20 protein-coding genes are annotated in these 17,154 nt (G+C 48.8%); 9 read left to right on the top strand and 11 right to left on the bottom strand.

Annotated features, from left to right (window positions below; genetic code table 11):
* Positions 1-5: 5 nt before the first annotated feature.
* Entirely contained in the window at positions 6-1,181 is a 1,176-nt protein-coding gene (gene purT, locus XMD579_RS07950; RefSeq protein WP_173506181.1) for a formate-dependent phosphoribosylglycinamide formyltransferase, read from the bottom strand.
* 126 nt (positions 1,182-1,307) lie between these two features.
* Between purT and XMD579_RS07955 the strand changes: the two genes are divergently transcribed.
* Entirely contained in the window at positions 1,308-2,156 is an 849-nt protein-coding gene (locus XMD579_RS07955) for a WYL domain-containing protein (RefSeq protein WP_173481899.1), read from the top strand.
* Here XMD579_RS07955 and XMD579_RS07960 read toward each other — a convergent pair.
* Both XMD579_RS07960 and XMD579_RS07965 read right to left on the bottom strand, forming a co-directional pair.
* The gene (locus XMD579_RS07960) at positions 2,153-2,995 is read right to left on the bottom strand and encodes a fumarylacetoacetate hydrolase family protein (protein ID WP_173482617.1); all 843 of its coding nucleotides are present in this window, start codon (positions 2,993-2,995) and stop codon (positions 2,153-2,155) included. The two genes, XMD579_RS07955 and XMD579_RS07960, sit on opposite strands and share 4 nt — an antisense overlap.
* Positions 2,996-3,145: 150 nt before the next feature.
* Complete coding sequence (locus XMD579_RS07965; RefSeq protein ID WP_173481900.1) at positions 3,146-3,541, bottom strand: hypothetical protein; 396 nt, start codon at positions 3,539-3,541, stop codon at positions 3,146-3,148.
* Between the two features lie 143 nt (positions 3,542-3,684).
* Between XMD579_RS07965 and XMD579_RS07970 the strand changes: the two genes are divergently transcribed.
* Positions 3,685-4,389: a response regulator transcription factor gene (locus XMD579_RS07970; RefSeq protein WP_173481901.1), complete on the top strand. Its 705-nt coding sequence runs from the start codon at positions 3,685-3,687 to the stop codon at positions 4,387-4,389.
* A complete protein-coding gene (locus XMD579_RS07975) occupies positions 4,389-5,645 on the top strand; it encodes a HAMP domain-containing sensor histidine kinase (protein ID WP_173481902.1) in 1,257 nt (418 codons plus the stop codon). The genes XMD579_RS07970 and XMD579_RS07975 overlap by 1 nt, the downstream gene beginning before the upstream one ends.
* Before the next feature lie 32 nt (positions 5,646-5,677).
* Here XMD579_RS07975 and glnK (XMD579_RS07980) read toward each other — a convergent pair whose 3' ends face one another.
* The 3 genes from glnK (XMD579_RS07980) to glnK (XMD579_RS07990) form a co-directional block, all read right to left on the bottom strand.
* Positions 5,678-6,016, bottom strand: a complete 339-nt coding sequence (glnK, locus tag XMD579_RS07980) for a P-II family nitrogen regulator (protein ID WP_173481903.1) — start codon at positions 6,014-6,016, stop codon at positions 5,678-5,680.
* A 201-nt stretch (positions 6,017-6,217) separates the two neighbouring features.
* Positions 6,218-7,468, bottom strand: a complete 1,251-nt coding sequence (locus XMD579_RS07985; protein WP_173506182.1) for an ammonium transporter — start codon at positions 7,466-7,468, stop codon at positions 6,218-6,220.
* 35 nt (positions 7,469-7,503) lie between these two features.
* Positions 7,504-7,842 carry a P-II family nitrogen regulator gene (gene glnK / locus XMD579_RS07990; protein WP_173481905.1) on the bottom strand — a complete coding sequence of 113 codons (339 nt, stop codon included), beginning with the start codon at positions 7,840-7,842 and terminating at the stop codon, positions 7,504-7,506.
* A 293-nt stretch (positions 7,843-8,135) separates the two neighbouring features.
* Here glnK (XMD579_RS07990) and XMD579_RS07995 point away from each other — a divergent pair, with 293 nt between their 5' ends.
* The 3 genes from XMD579_RS07995 (at position 8,136) to rep (ending at position 12,008) form a co-directional block, all read left to right on the top strand.
* Complete coding sequence (locus XMD579_RS07995; RefSeq protein ID WP_173481906.1) at positions 8,136-8,384, top strand: accessory factor UbiK family protein; 249 nt, start codon at positions 8,136-8,138, stop codon at positions 8,382-8,384.
* 39 nt (positions 8,385-8,423) lie between these two features.
* Entirely contained in the window at positions 8,424-9,917 is a 1,494-nt protein-coding gene (locus XMD579_RS08000) for a YifB family Mg chelatase-like AAA ATPase (protein ID WP_173506183.1), read from the top strand.
* 75 nt (positions 9,918-9,992) lie between these two features.
* Positions 9,993-12,008 (top strand): DNA helicase Rep, encoded by a 2,016-nt coding sequence (gene rep / locus XMD579_RS08005; RefSeq protein ID WP_173506184.1) that lies wholly within the window; start codon positions 9,993-9,995, stop codon positions 12,006-12,008.
* Between the two features lie 51 nt (positions 12,009-12,059).
* Here the strand turns inward: rep and XMD579_RS08010 are convergent, their stop codons facing one another.
* From XMD579_RS08010 to XMD579_RS08030, 5 genes are all read right to left on the bottom strand, one after another.
* Positions 12,060-12,479: a cytochrome c5 family protein gene (locus XMD579_RS08010; RefSeq protein ID WP_173506185.1), complete on the bottom strand. Its 420-nt coding sequence runs from the start codon at positions 12,477-12,479 to the stop codon at positions 12,060-12,062.
* Positions 12,480-12,794: 315 nt separating this feature from the next.
* The gene (locus XMD579_RS08015) at positions 12,795-13,463 is read right to left on the bottom strand and encodes a rhodanese-like domain-containing protein (RefSeq protein WP_173506186.1); all 669 of its coding nucleotides are present in this window, start codon (positions 13,461-13,463) and stop codon (positions 12,795-12,797) included.
* Positions 13,464-13,545: 82 nt separating this feature from the next.
* Positions 13,546-14,214 (bottom strand): rhodanese-like domain-containing protein, encoded by a 669-nt coding sequence (locus XMD579_RS08020; RefSeq protein WP_217364104.1) that lies wholly within the window; start codon positions 14,212-14,214, stop codon positions 13,546-13,548.
* A 51-nt stretch (positions 14,215-14,265) separates the two neighbouring features.
* Positions 14,266-14,427, bottom strand: a complete 162-nt coding sequence (locus tag XMD579_RS08025) for a hypothetical protein (protein WP_173495347.1) — start codon at positions 14,425-14,427, stop codon at positions 14,266-14,268.
* A gap of 157 nt (positions 14,428-14,584) precedes the next feature.
* Positions 14,585-14,929, bottom strand: a complete 345-nt coding sequence (locus XMD579_RS08030; RefSeq protein ID WP_173495346.1) for a hypothetical protein — start codon at positions 14,927-14,929, stop codon at positions 14,585-14,587.
* Positions 14,930-15,018: 89 nt separating this feature from the next.
* Between XMD579_RS08030 and rluF the strand changes: the two genes are divergently transcribed.
* From rluF to XMD579_RS08045, 3 genes are all read left to right on the top strand, one after another.
* Positions 15,019-16,005: a 23S rRNA pseudouridine(2604) synthase RluF gene (gene rluF / locus XMD579_RS08035; RefSeq protein ID WP_173482615.1), complete on the top strand. Its 987-nt coding sequence runs from the start codon at positions 15,019-15,021 to the stop codon at positions 16,003-16,005.
* Between the two features lie 185 nt (positions 16,006-16,190).
* On the top strand, positions 16,191-16,763 hold the full coding sequence (locus XMD579_RS08040; protein WP_173481914.1) for a cytochrome b/b6 domain-containing protein: 573 nt from the start codon (positions 16,191-16,193) through the stop codon (positions 16,761-16,763).
* Positions 16,753-17,139 carry a DUF1924 domain-containing protein gene (locus XMD579_RS08045; RefSeq protein WP_173481915.1) on the top strand — a complete coding sequence of 129 codons (387 nt, stop codon included), beginning with the start codon at positions 16,753-16,755 and terminating at the stop codon, positions 17,137-17,139. The genes XMD579_RS08040 and XMD579_RS08045 overlap by 11 nt, the downstream gene beginning before the upstream one ends.
* Positions 17,140-17,154 lie beyond the last annotated feature (15 nt).

A 17,154-nucleotide genomic window follows, 5' to 3' on the forward strand; every position in this document is an offset into this window, starting at 1 on the left:
TCTGATCAGTAGTTGATACTAACTTTGCCGGCAGCGGTTACCGCCTTCTCGATGGCCGCTTCAACGCTGTCAGCCTGACAAAGCGCCACACCTAGGCGGCGACTTCCAGCGATTTCGGGTTTTCCGAATAGACGCAGTTGCGTGTCGTTATCACTCAGCGCTTCCCTAACCCCATCAAATTGAATGTCTGTAGAGTGTCCATCACCCAAGATGACCGCTGATGCAGAAGCACCAAGCTGGCGAATGTTACCGATAGGGAAGCCGAGAATGGCACGGGCATGCAGCGCAAATTCAGAGAGATTCTGGGAAATCAGTGTGACCAATCCCGTATCGTGTGGTCGGGGTGACACTTCGCTGAAGTAGACCTCATCGCCTTTGATAAACAGCTCGACACCGTAAATGCCAAAACCCGCTAAGTTCTCGACCACTTTGCGAGCGGTCTCTTGTGAGCGTTGTAGTGCAAGATCTGACATCGCTTGTGGTTGCCAAGATTCACGGTAGTCACCCCCTTCCTGACGGTGGCCAATCGGTGCACAGAAGTGGATGCCATCAACGGCGTTGACCGTCAGCAGTGTGATCTCGTAATCAAAATCGACAAACCCTTCAACGATGACACGGCCTTTCCCGGCACGGCCACCCTCTTGAGCATATTGCCAGGCCGGTGCCACATCCGATTCAGAACGAACCAACGACTGCCCTTTGCCGGATGAGCTCATGATCGGTTTCACGACACAGGGAATACCAATCTCTTTGATAGCCTCTTGATAGTCAGCCTCAGTATCTGCGAAGCGATAAGCTGAAGTCGGTACTCCTAGTGTTTCAGCCGCTAGGCGACGAATACCTTCACGATCCATTGTCAGACGCGCGGCACGTGCGGTAGGGACTACCTTGAATCCTTCGCTTTCAAGCTCAAGCAGTGTCTCGGTTGCTAAGGCTTCAATCTCAGGCACGATATAGTCCGGTTTTTCGCTCTCAACAACGGCACGCAGTGCATCACCATCCAGCATGTTGATGACGTGGCTTCGGTGAGCGACATGCATAGCAGGCGCATTTGCGTATCGATCGACGGCAATCACTTCTAAACCCAAGCGCTGAAGTTCGATGACAACCTCTTTACCGAGTTCACCAGAACCCAACATCATGACGCGTGTTGCGCTGTTACAAAGAGCGGTACCTAACATTTTTGACTCCTAAAATTTTTACTCCATATTACCATGCTAACAGGAGATCTGAGAGGGTATTAGAATATCCCCAACTTTGATTCTGAATGCGCTAGACTTTACCTAAAATGGGATGGAATAGATAAAATGGCAGTCACAATTAACGAGACATCTTGGCCGCAGCTGCAGCGCTTAAGGTTTATTGAGCGTCAGCTGTTGTGGGAGCGTGAAGTCACCGCGCCTATGTTGGTTGGGGCCTTTGGTATTGCTCGTCCAGAGGCGCAAGAGGCGATTAATACCTACTGTGAGTTCGCGCCTGAAAATGTTCGCTCCTATTCGCCATCTGATCGCAGTTACAAACCCACTCAGGGGTTTAAGCCTAAGCTGATTCCAGATTCGGCTGACTCGTTGATCACCATCTCCCGCCTATCGACTCCGGCGAACCCCGACTTCTTCTCTGTACCCGTATTGAATCGATCGACTGCGCCCGGCGCGTTAGCCACTATTTTGGCAGGCATTGAGAATCGAAGCCGTATAGAGGCGGTCTATGTTTCGATGCAGAATCCAGAGGGTTCACTTCGATCGATTACACCCTGTGCCATCATCAGTGCCAGCAATCGATTGCATGTACGTGCCTATTGTTGGGAGCGACAAGCTTATCGTGACTTTGTGTTAAGTCGCTTCCGCGGTGCTCTGACTCTTAAAGAGGGTGGAGATGAGCTGCCGGTCGACAATGCGTGGAATGAATCACTCTCTGTTCGACTGGTCGTTAATGACGCGCTTACAGCGGCACAACAACGACTGGTCATCGATGATTTTGACCTGGAGCAGCTTGAAGCGTTTGAGATTCGTAAAGCGCTGATCGGTTACTTTTTGCAGGCGAATCTACTACCCACCAGTGAGTCAGAGCTTAATGAGGCCAAAACTCACCCTGAGCGCTTCCCCGTGTTAGCGGTTAGTAACTCAGGTGAGTCGGTCATTAGTTACGCGTTTTAAGCATCGATGCAGAGCTGGTGCTGCTCACCGAGCCCTTCGATGCCAATTCGCACCCTATCACCAGCCATAAGATACTTTTGGGGTGATTGACCCATACCGACACCAGGGGGAGTCCCCGTCATAATGACGTCGCCAGCTTCTAAGGTCATAAATTGGCTCAAATAGGCGACGATCGTTTTGACATCAAACACCATCGTATTGGTATTTCCGTCTTGGAAACGCTCACCGTTAATCTCTGTAAACATCCTTAGATTTTGCGGATCAACGATTTCATCTTTGGTCACTAAGTAGGGCCCGATAGGAGCAAAGCTGTCATGGGATTTCCCTTTGTCCCAGCTGCCTAAACGCTCAAGTTGAAAAGCTCGTTCGGATAGGTCGTTGGCAAGACAAAAGCCAGCAATATGATCCATCGATTGATCTTCTGAAATGTATTTTGTTTTTTTGCCAATGACGATGGCCAGCTCGACTTCCCAGTCTGTTTTATCGGCACCACGTGGAATTTGTATAGGGTCATTTGGGCCTGAAATCGCGCTGGTGGCTTTCATAAAGAGAACGGGTTCTGAGGGAAGCTCCATGCCCGCTTCTGCGGCATGATCTGAGTAGTTCAAGCCGATACAGACTATTTTGCCAACCTCACCAATACAGGGGCCGACTCTTTCTGATGAATCGATAATGGGAAGTGAATCGAGATCTACCGCTCTTAATCTCTCGAGCGCTTGATTCGATAATAGATCGCCGTTGATATCTGGAACAACAGAAGAGAGGTCTCGAATCTGTTGATCTTTATCCAGAATGGCAGGTCTCTCTTGCCCTATGGCGCCGACTCGTAACAATTTCATTAGGAGCTCCTTATAGTTTAGGCCTAATTAACTATGCGGACCTAGTCAGGTCAAGAGAAACTAAAAAGGGAGCCGAAGCTCCCCACACTGCAAAAGGTTCTAACCTATTGTTGGTTTCAAAAACTCATTCAGAGCCTGCAGTGGTGTCTCTTAGTGTTTGCCGCCTTTACCACCTTTGCCGTGGCCGTCTTTACCAGAGTGCATGTTTTCGAACTTAGCGATTTGATCTTCTGTCAGCAGCGATTTTATATCTTTGTGCATCTGGTCACGCATGCCATCACGCGCATTGGCTTTCATGTTTTCACGCTGCTCTGCCGTTAGGGTCGCTTGCATCTGTTCACGATCCGCATCACGTTTTGTGAACATAGCTAAAAGCTGTGATTGTTGGTCGGCTGATAGATCCAGACGCTGAGTCAGTTTCTCAACACGATCTTCAGCGCTTTTTGGGCCACCTTTACCCCCTTTTTCATGTGCGTATACCGCGCCTGATAGTGCACCGATTGTTAGTGTTACAGCAGTAATTGAAGCGATGATTGTCTTTTTCATGTGAACTCTCCGTTCGTTGTTCGTTTCGATGTATCCATTATTGATGATGGCAATGCTAAGTTGGGTTGCGAGTTCGTAAAGTTGCGTAAAGTTTTGGGAGTTTGACGCAGCCAAGCGTAAACTGGGCCCAAATAGGAGTGAATATGAGCACACAAATACTGTTAGTTGATGACGATCTTGATCTGACGGACATGCTGGGTGAATACCTTGAGAATGAGGGGTTCTCAGTGACTCAAGCAGGGTCAGCAGAGCAGGCTATCGAGTTGTTTGATGCTGGCAATCAGTTTGATCTCTGTGTGTTCGATATCATGATGCCTGGCCTATCTGGACTTGAGTTGCTGCAGCAGGTTCGTCCTAAGGTCTCTACACCTGTCATCATGTTGACCGGTAAAGGGGATGATATTGATCGCATCCTGGGACTAGAGATGGGGGCTGATGACTACCTGTCTAAACCGGCCAACCCGCGCGAGCTGCTGGCGCGTATTCGTGCCGTGTTACGCAGGTCTGTTCCCGTTAAAGAGGAGACTAACAAACAGACGCTTTCGGTTGGGGCAGTGAATCTTACCCCAGCTCGTCGAGTGGCTTGTGTTGATGAGATAGAGTTACAGCTAACCGCAGCTGAATTTAATGTGCTGGCTTTGTTGATGGAGCGTGCTGGGCAGGTCGCGTCAAAAGAGTGGCTGACCGAACAGGTACTGCACCGCAAATTAACGGCTTACGATCGATCGATCGATGTCCACGTCAGCCGTGTTAGACAGAAGCTTGAGCAGGCAAAGCCTGGCTTAGCCGAGATGATTAAAACAGTCCGTGGTGAAGGCTACCAGATGGTCGTTGGGGTGGAGGGTTAATGCGCTGGTATCAACATCTATTCTGGCGCATCTTCGGCGCCGTCTGGCTGGTCAGCACGCTTGGTATTCTTATCAGCTTGACCCTGTTCATCTCTGTCACTGATACTCCCGATCGCACCGAGAGCCAAAAGCAGAAAGCGACCATCATCGCAGAGCAGTTAATCTCCGATTATCAGTATGGGATGCAACGTAAAGAGCAGCGCCGACGTCTACCGCTTTGGATCTATGAGAAGCGATCCAATCAACTGATCTACTCGTCAGGTAGACGGTCACAACCCAAGGATGCAATGGTGACAGAGATCATCGCTGCTGATGGCACCCCATACCTCGTCTACTTCCCACCCGAACGAAATGAAGAGCTGTTTGAACGGATGTGGGGGTTCTTACTCTCCTTCCAAGTTTTGTGGGTCATTGCGGTCTCCTTTGGCAGCAGCCTTCTGGTCACGTGGTTAGTCGTCAGACCGATTAACGACTTGAAGGGGTTTGTTCGCCGCCTTCATCAACAGGGTAATTTAAGCAGTCGAGCCGAGGGTAAGCTCGTCAAACGAGGCGATGAGCTGGGCCAGCTGGCACGTGAGTTTAACCAGATGGTTGATTACGTTGAGCAGACGCTCGATAGCCAACGGCATCTTCTGCAGGATGTCTCTCATGAGCTACGAGCACCTTTAGCCCGTCTTCAGGCGGCAGCAGGTTTGGCAGAGCAGAAGTGGGGTGAGGATGATCGTACCCTGCAACGCATTAATAAAGAGTGCGTTAAATTAGACGGTTTAATCTCTGAAATACTCACACTGGCCCGAGCTCGAGATGCCGAAGCGACTGCACCAATTTTGGATCTGGCACTGCTGTGTCGGGATCTGGTGCAGGACGCCCGTGTCAGCGGCCCACAGCATCAATTCGACCTATCACTTGATGTCACTGATGGAGCAACCATTCGGAGTGAACCACTGAGTCGAGTCGTCAGCAATCTGTTGAATAACGCCATCAATCACACGCCACAGGGTACGTTGATTAAGGTATCTGTCGCTACTGATAACGGCAGGCTAACGATTCGAGTGGTTGATAATGGACCCGGATTACCAGAATCGATTCTAGATTCGATTGGGCAGCCATTTAGACGTGGGGCCAACTCAGGCGGTTACGGTTTGGGTTTGAGTATCGTGACTCGAGCGACTGAACGCGTCGGTGGGGAGGTTCAGTTCCAAAACCTCGCGCCAACGGGGCTTCAAGTAGATATAAAAATGCCGCTAGCGAACTGATCGGTAGCGGCATTTTTGAAATGGATCGAAGCTTAAAGCGCTTCTGAACCCGTCTCGCCAGTACGAATACGTACCACTTGCTCAACTGGCATAACGAAGATTTTACCATCACCGATCTTGCCAGTATTGGCCGTAGAGCTGATCGCTTCAATGACTTGATCTAGCATGTCGTCGTCGATCGCGACTTCAATTTTTACCTTAGGAAGGAAGTCCACTACGTACTCGGCACCACGGTAAAGTTCTGTGTGACCTTTCTGACGACCGAAGCCTTTAACTTCAGTCACTGTAACACCTTGGATACCAATGTCAGACAGCGCTTCGCGCACATCATCCAGTTTGAACGGTTTGATAACTGCCGATACCAGTTTCATAGTTTCTCCTTGTTGAACTGGGCAGGCAAAACTGTCCCAATTCGCTGTAAATTTTCATCCATTATGTACATGGATGGTTTAACCTTCAAGTTTCCTGATCAACCTGTTTGTCCAGAAACGAAAAAAACCCTACCTGGGGGTAGGGCTGAGAAGAGGGGTGTATCGCTACACCCCGGGTTTCAACAGAAACTGAGTTCCCTATTACTTACGTGAAGTGACGAACTCTGGGTAGGCTTCCATACCACATTCAGAGATATCGACACCTTCGTACTCTTCCTCTTCAGTCACTCGGATGCCCATCACAGCTTTGATGATGCCCCAAACCACTAGGCTGACAACGAATACCCATACGAAGATTGTTAGGGCGCCGATGATCTGGCCAGAGAAAGTAGAACCGTCGTTAGTTACTGGTGCCAGTAGTAGACCAAGAAGACCTACAACACCGTGTACAGAGATCGCACCGACAGGATCGTCAATTTTTAGTTTATCCAGCGTTAGGATAGAGAAGACAACCAGAACACCACCGATCGCACCGAAGATGTGAGCTTGTAGTGCAGAAGGGGTTGAAGGCTCTGCTGTGATCGCTACTAGACCTGCTAGTGCACCGTTAAGTGCCATTGTAAGGTCAGCTTTACCGAACAGTAGGCGAGCAGTGATTAGTGCTGCTACCACACCGCCAGCCGCAGCTGCGTTAGTGTTCATGAAGACAACAGCGACCGCGTTTGAGTTTTCAACGTCAGAGGTTGCTAGAACCGAACCGCCGTTGAAACCGAACCAACCCATCCAAAGGATGAATGTACCTAGTGTTGCCATTGGTAGGTTAGCACCAGGGATCGCATTGATCTCGCCGTTCTTACCGTATTTGCCTTTACGTGCACCTAGTAATAGGACACCTGCTAGTGCTGCTGCAGCACCTGCCATGTGTACGATACCTGAACCCGCGAAGTCAGAGAAACCAAGGTCACCTAGAGTGTACATGCCGAATACAGCGTTGCCGCCCCAAGTCCAAGAACCTTCCATTGGGTAGATGAAGCCAGTCATCACAACCGCGAACGCTAGGAACGCCCAAAGCTTCATACGCTCAGCAACCGCACCCGATACGATAGACATTGCTGTTGCAACGAATACGACCTGGAAGAAGAAGTCAGCTGATGGTGCGTACGTCCACTCATCGGCAACACCGTCACCCGTGATGCTAGATAGGAAGTAATCACCGCCGTACATGATCGCGTAACCGCAAACGAAGTACATGATGCAAGAGATCGCGAATAGCGCGATGTTCTTAGTTAGAATTTCAGTGGTGTTCTTAGAACGAACAAGACCCGCTTCTAGCATTGAGAAGCCTGCCGCCATCCACATAACCAGCGCACCACATACCAAGAAGTAGAAGGTATCGAGTGCGTACTTCAGCTGGGTTACATCACCAGCTGTTGTATTCAAAAGTTCTTCCATTGTTATGCCCTCCAATAAGGCCAAAAATCAAAACGTTATAGAGCTTCGTCGCCGGTCTCACCGGTACGGATGCGAACCACTTGTTCAAGCGCTGAAACAAAAATCTTACCGTCACCAATTTTGCCGGTTTGCGCGGCATTGGTGATCGCTTCGATAACCTGGTCTACGATCTCATCAGAGACAGCAGCGTCTAGGCGAACTTTAGGTAGGAAGTCCACAACATACTCTGCACCACGGTAGAGTTCGGTGTGGCCTTTTTGACGGCCAAAGCCTTTAACTTCAGTCACGGTGATACCTTGTACACCGATCTCTGATAGCGCTTCGCGCACGTCGTCAAGCTTGAATGGCTTAATTACGGCTGACACTAGTTTCATCAGATTTCTCCTTAATGTGAAAAGGGAGGATTAATTTTTTCCTGTGAACTCTATTTGCGAAACTTGTGCCAACTTTTAAAAATAACTTATAAAACATTGACTTATAAATTTTTCATGGGTCTCTTTACCGTTTTATCAACCTTTATAGTGCACGCCAGTATGCACCACAAAAGTGCATGCACTACTTTGGTGCGCCATATTGAGGCTAAAATAGTGATCATAGACGCTTGTCTTAAAAGGGTTCTGGTATAGTGCATCTATTGAGACGCATATCGATGTTAAAGGGGGCTGAGATGCTTGATCCTAAGATGTTTGAAAACCTAAGTCAGACGATGACCCAATTCCTTCAGGGTAACTCATCACTTCCAGGTCAGGAGGCGATGCAGCAGCAAATTAAAACTGTACTTCAATCAAGTTTTGCTAAACTGGATTTAGTCACTCGGGAGGAGTTTGACGCTCAGGCCGCTGTACTTCAGCGAACTCGAGAAAAATTAGAGCAGTTGGAAGCGATGGTTGCTGAGTTGGAGTCAAAAGAGTCCTAAAGCAACGCTAGGCCAACTGCAGGACCCAAGGATGGCGTCATGGCATTGGCAACTCTTTATAGCCGAGCTCAGCTCGGTATCGAGGCACCTCGCGTTCGCGTTGAAGTGCACCTTTCAGGAGGCTTACCCTCCTTTGCAATTGTGGGTATGGCAGAGACCGCGGTGCGTGAAAGCCGCGAGCGTGTGCGCAGTGCACTGTTAAACGCCGGCTTTGAATACCCGCAACGACGAATCACCGTTAACTTATCACCGGCCGATCTCCCCAAAGAGGGCGGACGCTATGACCTAGCCATTGCGCTTGGCATTCTGTTGGCATCCAATCAGCTTAAAACAACTCACCTGCAGCAGGCAGAGCTCTACTCAGAATTGGGCTTGGACGGCAAACTGCACCCTATTAGAGGCCTATTTCCGGCCGCCTATGCCTGTGCTGAAGCGGATTCACTGATTGTTATTGCCCCCGATAATAGCCAAGAAGCCTCTCTCGCGGGTGCTAAGCAACAACTTTCAGCTAAGACGCTGTACGATCTATGTCAGGCGTTGAGTGCTGAAAAGCTACCTGAAATAGACCCTCAACCCCCAGTTCATTCTCCGCCGAGTTACCCCGTAGATCTTTCAGAAGTTCGGGGACAACCGATGGCCCGTCGTGCCTTGGAAGTGGCCGCCAGTGGAATGCATAACCTGCTTTTGAGCGGTCCTCCGGGCAGTGGTAAAAGTATGTTGGCCCAAGCACTGCCATCGATCCTACCGCCACTTTCGCAATCCAGTTGTATCGAAACGGCCAGTATCTATTCGGTCTCGGGTTTGCCGGTCGAGCGATTGTTTCGGGGTGAACGACCCTACAGAGCACCGCACCACAGTGCATCATCACGGGCGATGGTGGGGGGTGGATCTTCCCCTAGGCCGGGTGAGATCTCACTGGCGCATCAAGGGGTTCTATTTCTGGATGAGCTGCCAGAATTTCCCCGTTCTGTTCTGGAAGTTCTGCGAGAGCCGCTTGAAACCGGTGAGGTCAGTATTTCTAGAGTGGCGGGCACGCTGACCTACCCTGCGCGTTTCTCTTTGATGGCGGCGATGAATCCTTGCCCCTGCGGTTACTACGCTGATGGGACCGAGCGATGTCAATGTTCGCAGACTGCGATCGATCGATACCAGGGGCGAGTCTCTGGCCCCTTGTTGGATCGATTTGATATGCGGTTGGCTTTAAGTGCGGTGCCAACAGAAGAGCTATTACTCGGCGAATCGCATGAGGAGCGCTCTGACGCAGTTCGTAAGCGAGTTAGTCAGTGTCAGCAGCGACAGTATGATCGGCAGGGCAAGCTCAACTCTGAGCTAACAGGCAGTGAAGTCCAAAAAGAGCTGAATGCTTCAGAGTCATTATCAAAAGAGTTTATGGTGATAGCGACACGCTTACAGCTCTCCGCTAGGGCTTGCCATAGAGCACTTCGCGTGGCTCGCACACTGGCGGATATGAATGCAGATCAGGCGATCGAAAACAGCCACATTATGGAGGCGCTCAGCTATCGACAGCTTTAACTGATGAGCAGATCTTGGGCTTGCTGATGTCAGGGTGTACACTGTGCGCCCTAATATCGAGTCTGCTCATCAAACATGTCACGCCTTAACCCCCGTCAGAAAGAAGCCGTCGAATACATCAGTGGTCCACTGCTGGTATTGGCTGGCGCTGGCTCAGGTAAAACCAGTGTCATCACGCGAAAAATCGCTTATCTCATTGAAGAGTGCGGCATTGAGGCGCGCCACATTGCGGCGGTTACCTTTACCAACAAAGCCTCGCGTGAGATGAAAGAGCGAGTCATGTCGCTGGTGGAGGGTAAAGCGGCACGCGGTTTGATTGTCTCAACCTTCCACAATCTTGGTCTAACCATCTTGCGCCGTGAGCATAAAGCGCTCGGAATGAAGCCAGGCTTTTCGTTGTTTGATGACCAAGACAGTCGCATCTTAATTCGAGATCTTCTAGTCCATCACGATGAGGACACGGATAAGATCAATGTCGTTCAGAGCCAAATCTCCTCTTGGAAGAATGAGATGATCACGCCTCAACAGGCTCTGGAGACTGTCTCAGAGCCGATCGACATTCTCTGCGCCAGAGCCTATGAGGCATATGAGCGCCACCTTCGTGCCTATAACGCGGTCGATTTTGATGATCTTATTTTGGTGCCTGTGCGGCTGTTTGATCAAAAGCCAGAGGTGTTAGAGCGTTGGCAAAACCGCATTCGCTACTTGTTAGTCGATGAGTACCAAGACACCAACTTGTCACAGTACCGTCTAGTTCGACAGCTGGTGGGGCATCGTACAGGTTTAACCGTCGTAGGTGATGATGATCAGTCGATCTACGCATGGCGTGGTGCTCGTCCAGAGAATCTGGCCCAACTGCAGCACGACTTTCCAAGTTTAAAACTAGTAAAGCTAGAGCAGAACTATCGCTCTACAAGCCGCATACTCAAGGCGGCTAACACCTTGATTGCGAACAACCCCCACGTGTTTGATAAGACGCTGTGGAGCGAAATGGGCATGGGTGATCCGCTGCGTCTGATACACCTACCCAGTGAAGATGCGGAGTGTGAGCGCATCGCGACCGAGATTCTGGAACGACACCTGCGAGAGCGCGCACCCTTTAAAGATTTTGCTGTGCTCTATCGTGGCAATCACCAAGCCAGGTTGCTCGAGATTAAAATGCAGAACTTTAAGGTGCCTTATAAGCTCAGCGGCGGCACCTCGTTCTTTGCTCGCGCCGAGATCAAAGATTTGATGGCTTACTTCAAAGTGTTGATCAATCGCGACGACGATAACGCCTTCCTTCGTATCATCAACTTGCCGCGTCGAGAGATCGGGCCCACCACGTTGCAGCAGCTCGGGGAGTATGCAACCGAGCGACATATTAGTATGTTTGCAGCGGTCGATGAGTTGGGTATCGAGCAGGTTATGAAGCCCAACGCGCTGGCTCGGCTGCGTGCCTTTACTGAGATGATAGAGCGTTTGCACTCACTCTGTTTGGGGTCGGATCCCATTGGGGCGATTCGTGAACTGATCGCCGAAATTGGCTACGAAGAGTGGATTACCGCTAACGCCTCAAGCGATATTGTCGCGGAAAAGCGTATTCAGAATGTCTGGTTCCTAGTCGACTCCCTTCGTGCCTCCTTGGAGCGTATCCAAGAAGATGATCCTGATGCGGGTATTGAAGAGGCGATTGCGCGACTTGTGCTGCTCGACTTGCTAGAACGCCAAGAGGAGGAGGATGACTCCGATCGTGTTCAGTTAATGACGCTACACGCCTCGAAAGGATTGGAGTTCCCCCATGTCTATCTAATGGGCATGGAAGAGGATCTGCTACCGCACCGAAATAGCATCGAATCGGACACCATTGAAGAGGAGCGTCGTCTCGCTTATGTGGGTATCACACGAGCGCAGCGTACCTTAGCGATGACGTTAGCGAAGAAGCGTAAACAGTTTGGAGAGTGGCAGAGTTGTGAACCGAGTCGATTCTTAGACGAACTGCCCGACGAGGATATTGAGCGTGAAGGGCATGGCGAAGTCGATCCAGAGCGAAACCGAGCCAGAGGTAAACAAACCTTGGCAGGTTTAAAAAACCTTTTAGATGATTTCTGATATTACAAATAAAAACAGCGCCCTCAGGCGCTGTTTTTCATCAAGCATCGCTTATTGAGCAATCATGTACTCGATGGCTGCTTTGATGTCGTCATCAGAACAGTCTGCACAAGTACCACGTGGAGGCATCGCACCAATACCGCTGATGGCATTGCTGACTAAGGTATCTAGTCCTTTGGCATCTAGGCGAGCAGCCCATTCACCCGAACCGATTTTAGGAGCGCCTAACACACCCGTGCCGTGACATGAGTTACAAGCGGTAGCGACGGTATCTTCAGCGGTTCGTGCGCCACCCGCCGGTGCAGCAGATGCTGACCCACAGCTCTCATCACCTTGTAGACACACTTTGCCAACAGGCATTAGACGTTCTGCAATGACATCTTCAGAAGTAACGGCTTGCGCTGATAGAGCTGTAAAGGTTAGACCTAGAGTACATAGTGCTGTTGAAGCCTTAGAAATGATTGCTTTCATTGGCTGCTCCTCTCTGTATTGAAGTCGGCTCTACTTGTTACCTTGTGGGTAACCTAGACCGAAGGCTAAAAATTCTGCGCGCATTATAACGATTATTAGTTTTATTCGAAATAACGCTATCTTTGGTTCTTATCGTTTAAAGATGTAAGGGGTTGGTATAACTAGCATATAGGGGCAACTTGTGACTGTTTTAGTGCTTTATCGAGGATCAGAGATGATCGGTGGGATTGGCTTTAGACTAAAAGATGAGAAGATTAAAGGTGAAAGGATAAGAGAGCCGAAGCTCTCTTATCCTTATCCTTAGGGACGCACGACTTAGGGTTTAACGGTTGTGAAACCGAGTGTTTCCCAATCCTGCATACCACCACGGTACCACTTGATCTTGTCAGCCGGGTAACCGAAATCAAGCAGCGCTTTGATGTTGGTTGGCGATTGGCCACACCACATACCGTTACAGTACATCACTAGAGTTTTAGCTTTACCGTACTTCCATAAGCCATCAAACTCTTCACCACCGAAATCTTCCACGATGATCTCGCCGATAGAGATAGGGTCTGCCCCCTTACGTGTCGATAGCTTAGTCCATGGAATGTTTACAGCTCCAGGAATCATACCGCGAGCAGCCCAATCTGGGGTGCGTGAGTCAATGATAAGGATTGAGTCATCACCTGATGAGACCGCTTCCATATAGCCGACCATCTCAACTTCACCAATGGTCTCAACACCGGGTGCCAGTACGATTGGCTGAATACAGAATGGCGGACAAGGGCGTGATGTCATGGCGAAAGAAGGGTTTACGGTGTTTTTACTGTCTTGGTTACGCATGACAGTGACTTTTTGACCGTTATGCATGACCTCAGTCGACATTAGGCTGCCAGTGATACCCACAGGTTTGGTTGCTGCAGCCGACTCTGTTTTAGTTGCAGCAGAGTTACAGCCAGCCAGTGTGAGAGCGGCCAGTGATGCGATTAGAATTTTTTTCATTGGATCTTCCTTATTTTTGGGCAAAAAAAAGCGCAGTCATTAACAACTACGCTTTTTTGTTCAACTAGGTATAAAACCCCAATTAAGGCTTAACAGTAGTTAGGCCAAGGTTTTCCCAGTTCTGCATACCGCCACGGTACCACTTGATTTTGTGTGCTGGGTAGCCGAAGTCTAGAAGTGCTTTGATGTTAGTTGGCGACTGGCCACACCACATACCGTTACAGTACATTACTAGAGTTTTAGCGTTACCGAACTTCCAAAGACCGTCGAACTCTTCAGCACCGAATGTGTCAGTGAAGATCTCACCAATAGAGATTGGGTCAGCACCTTTACGAGTTGATAGCGCTGTCCATGGTAGGTTGATCGCACCAGGGATCATGCCACGCGCAGCCCAGTCTGGAGTACGTGAGTCGATGATTAGGATAGAGTCGTCACCTGCAGACGCTTTCTCCATGTAGCCAATCATCTCTACTTCACCAATGGTTTCAACACCAGGTGCTAGTTTCATTGGCTGAATACAGAAAGGAGGACAAGGACGTGAAGTCAATGCGAATGATGGGTTAACAGTGTTCTGGTTGTCAGCGTTACGCTCAACCGTCACTTTGCTGCCATTGTGCATGACTTCGATCGACATTAGGTCGCCAGTGATGCCGACTGGTTTGTCGTCCGAGTGAGAGCCAGCCATTGAAAGGCTCGCCATTCCTGAAGCAACTACGCCTACTAGGCCCATAACAAGTGATTTACGGATCATATTTGATTCCTCAGTGATGTTTCTTTTTTTATAAGTTATTGAGTGTTGAACTTAATCACACTCGGGTTCTGGCTCACCCTCTGGTACACACAGTGAACCGTCATCGCAGTAGATGGATTTTGCTTCACCCTCATCAGCAGCCTGAACTGGTGATACAAATGCGAAAGCCATCATCAACGAAGTAAGGATTGCGGCTAGAAATTTGAAATTCATTTCTTTCTCCATTTTGTAGAAAAAACAAAACTGACTTATAACTTTTAGTCAGTTTTTTCATTTCTGCTAACACCTTAATTTGATATTTCTCAATTTTCAAAGTTTGAGAATAAAAATCGTAGAATAATTAGTAATTAAACGCTGTTACTAAGAAATATCAGTTATTTTCGACGTTGGTCGTACAAGGGAAGTTGTTTAGCATCATCTGAGTAATTGCCTCAGTTCCACTGTCGGGAATTTGGCGGTTCTGCCAATAGTCTAAATAGGTTGAATAGATAACGGCATCCGCATCGGGACGCATAGGAATCACAAAACAGCTACTAGAATCTGTGCTGTGCTTCAGTGCATCGGTCACGCCTAACACATACCCCTGAACGACCATCGACTCTTGTGATAAAGCTTCATAAATGTCACTTCCCGATATAAAGGTGTAGTTATCTGTATCGGCTAATACAGGTGCTGTTACAGACAGGGCCAAGAGCAAAGCGGTTATGTTTGTCATTTTTTCACTTATGAATCTGCGGTCTAAGTTGGTGAAGCCTGGTTCGATCGATACAATAGACGATCAACTAATCAGGATTACTCTAAGCTATGTTCAACGGTTCAGCAAAGCGACTCAATAAATTTATCAGTGAGAGTGGTATCTGCTCTCGACGAGAAGCCGATCGCTTTATTGAACAGGGTAATGTCTTTATTAACGGTAAACGGGCTCAGATTGGAGACCAAGTACACCCTGGAGATCAGGTTCGCGTCAATGGTCAGATGATCGACCCACCAGAGCCCGATGACTTCGTCTTTATTGCCCTAAATAAACCTGTAGGGATTGAATCGACTACAGAAAGCTCTCGTCCCAACAATATCGTTGATTTCGTTAATCACGGTGTGCGTATCTTCCCAATCGGCCGTCTAGATAAAGACTCTCAGGGTCTGATTTTTATGACCAATAATGGCGATTTGGTTAACAAAGTCCTGCGCGCGGGTAATAACCACGAGAAAGAGTATGTGGTCACGGTTAATAAACCGATCACTCCGGCGTTCATAGAAGGGATGGCGGGCGGAGTCCCCATTCTTGGCACAATGACCAAAAAGTGCCCCGTGAAAAAGCTAGATACTCGTGTATTCAACATAACGCTTGTTCAAGGGCTTAACCGACAGATTCGCCGTATGTGTGAACATTTTGGCTATGAGGTCGTAAAGCTAGAGCGTACCCGCATTATGAACGTCGACCTGAAGGGCCTAGCGCTTGGCGATTGGCGAGATCTGACACAAAAAGAGTTAACAACACTGTTAAAATCAGTAGAGCACTCCTCGTCAGAGGCGAAGCCCGGAACACGTAAGTCACGCAGCCCGAACAGATCAAAGCCCTCTCAATCCACACACAAGAAAGGGCATGCAAATCGTAATAGCCACGGAGAGGGTAAAAAACCCAATTCCAACGGACCAAAACGAAATGCTGCAGGCAAACCGATCGTGCGTAAACCAACAACCAAGCATCCTGATCGAGGAGCAAAACGCGGTGGCGCGGCTAAAAGCGGAAAGTCTTCCAGTGGGTCTGGCGGTCGTGCCAGAAAGCGATAACCGATTAGACGGATATCTCCAATAAGCTATTCTAAATTCGCACTGCATAAAGAAGCACTATTAGCTGCTTCTCCTCAATTTTTTGTAACTCCAATCTCATAATAAATTTTTAAGCTTGGTTTTATCTTGCTCAAGGCAAGATCTCATTCAAGTTGAGAAATTTGAATAAACCTTTGGAGTATTCAATGAAAAAAGAGATCAGGGTTTGGGATCCATTAGTCCGTGTTTTTCACTGGGCGCTCGTGTTGAGCTTTGCGATCGCTTGGATAAGTGCAGACGAATTTGACACTCTACATTTCTGGGCCGGTTATACCATTGCCGCTTTAGTAGCTTTCCGTATTGTGTGGGGTTTTATTGGCACCCGCCACGCACGCTTCAGCGATTTTGTTTACCGTATAAATACGATTAAAAGCTATCTGATTGATCTGGCTGCTTTGCGTCCTAAACACTATGTGGGGCATAACCCGGCAGGTGGATTAATGGTGATTGTCCTGCTTCTCTCTCTTGGATTACTCACTTTTACAGGCATGGCTTCTGTAGCGCCAGATGGCATAGGACCGCTTGCTGGCACTTGGGTAGAGTCGATTTCAGGGTACTGGATGGAAGACGTTCATGAGGCCGTTGCTAATCTAGTTCTAGCCTTCGTGTTGTTCCATATATCAGGTGTCTTAATCAGCAGTTTAGTCCATGGGGAAAACCTAGTTCGAGCGATGATCAACGGGAAAAAAGAGATCGAGGAGAAGGGCGATGAGAATTAATAAATTTGCTATCGCACTGATAGGTTCACTCTTTGTAGTGGCTGCAAATGCAACGCCAGTGAGTGATCGCATGGTGGCAGCCTTCGAGGCGGCTAGTGGTAAAAGTGCTAATGCAGACGCAGGTAAAGCGTTGTGGAACCGAGACTTTAACGGTAAGAGCTGTACAACCTGTCATGGGTCTGATGTGAAACTGGTAGGCCAGCATGCAAAAACCAAAAAGGCGATTGATCCTCTAGCGCCAAGCGTAAATCCGGAGCGACTTACGCAGGATCATAAGATTAATAAGTGGTTCCTAAGGAACTGTAAATGGACGCTTGGCCGCGAGTGCACCCCAGCAGAGAAAGGAGACATCCTACTCTGGTTATCTAATCAATAAGAGCGAGATAGAAAT

This window comes from Marinobacterium sp. xm-d-579, assembly GCF_013282935.1.
In the GTDB taxonomy this organism is placed as follows: Bacteria; Pseudomonadota; Gammaproteobacteria; order Pseudomonadales; family Balneatricaceae; genus Marinobacterium_E.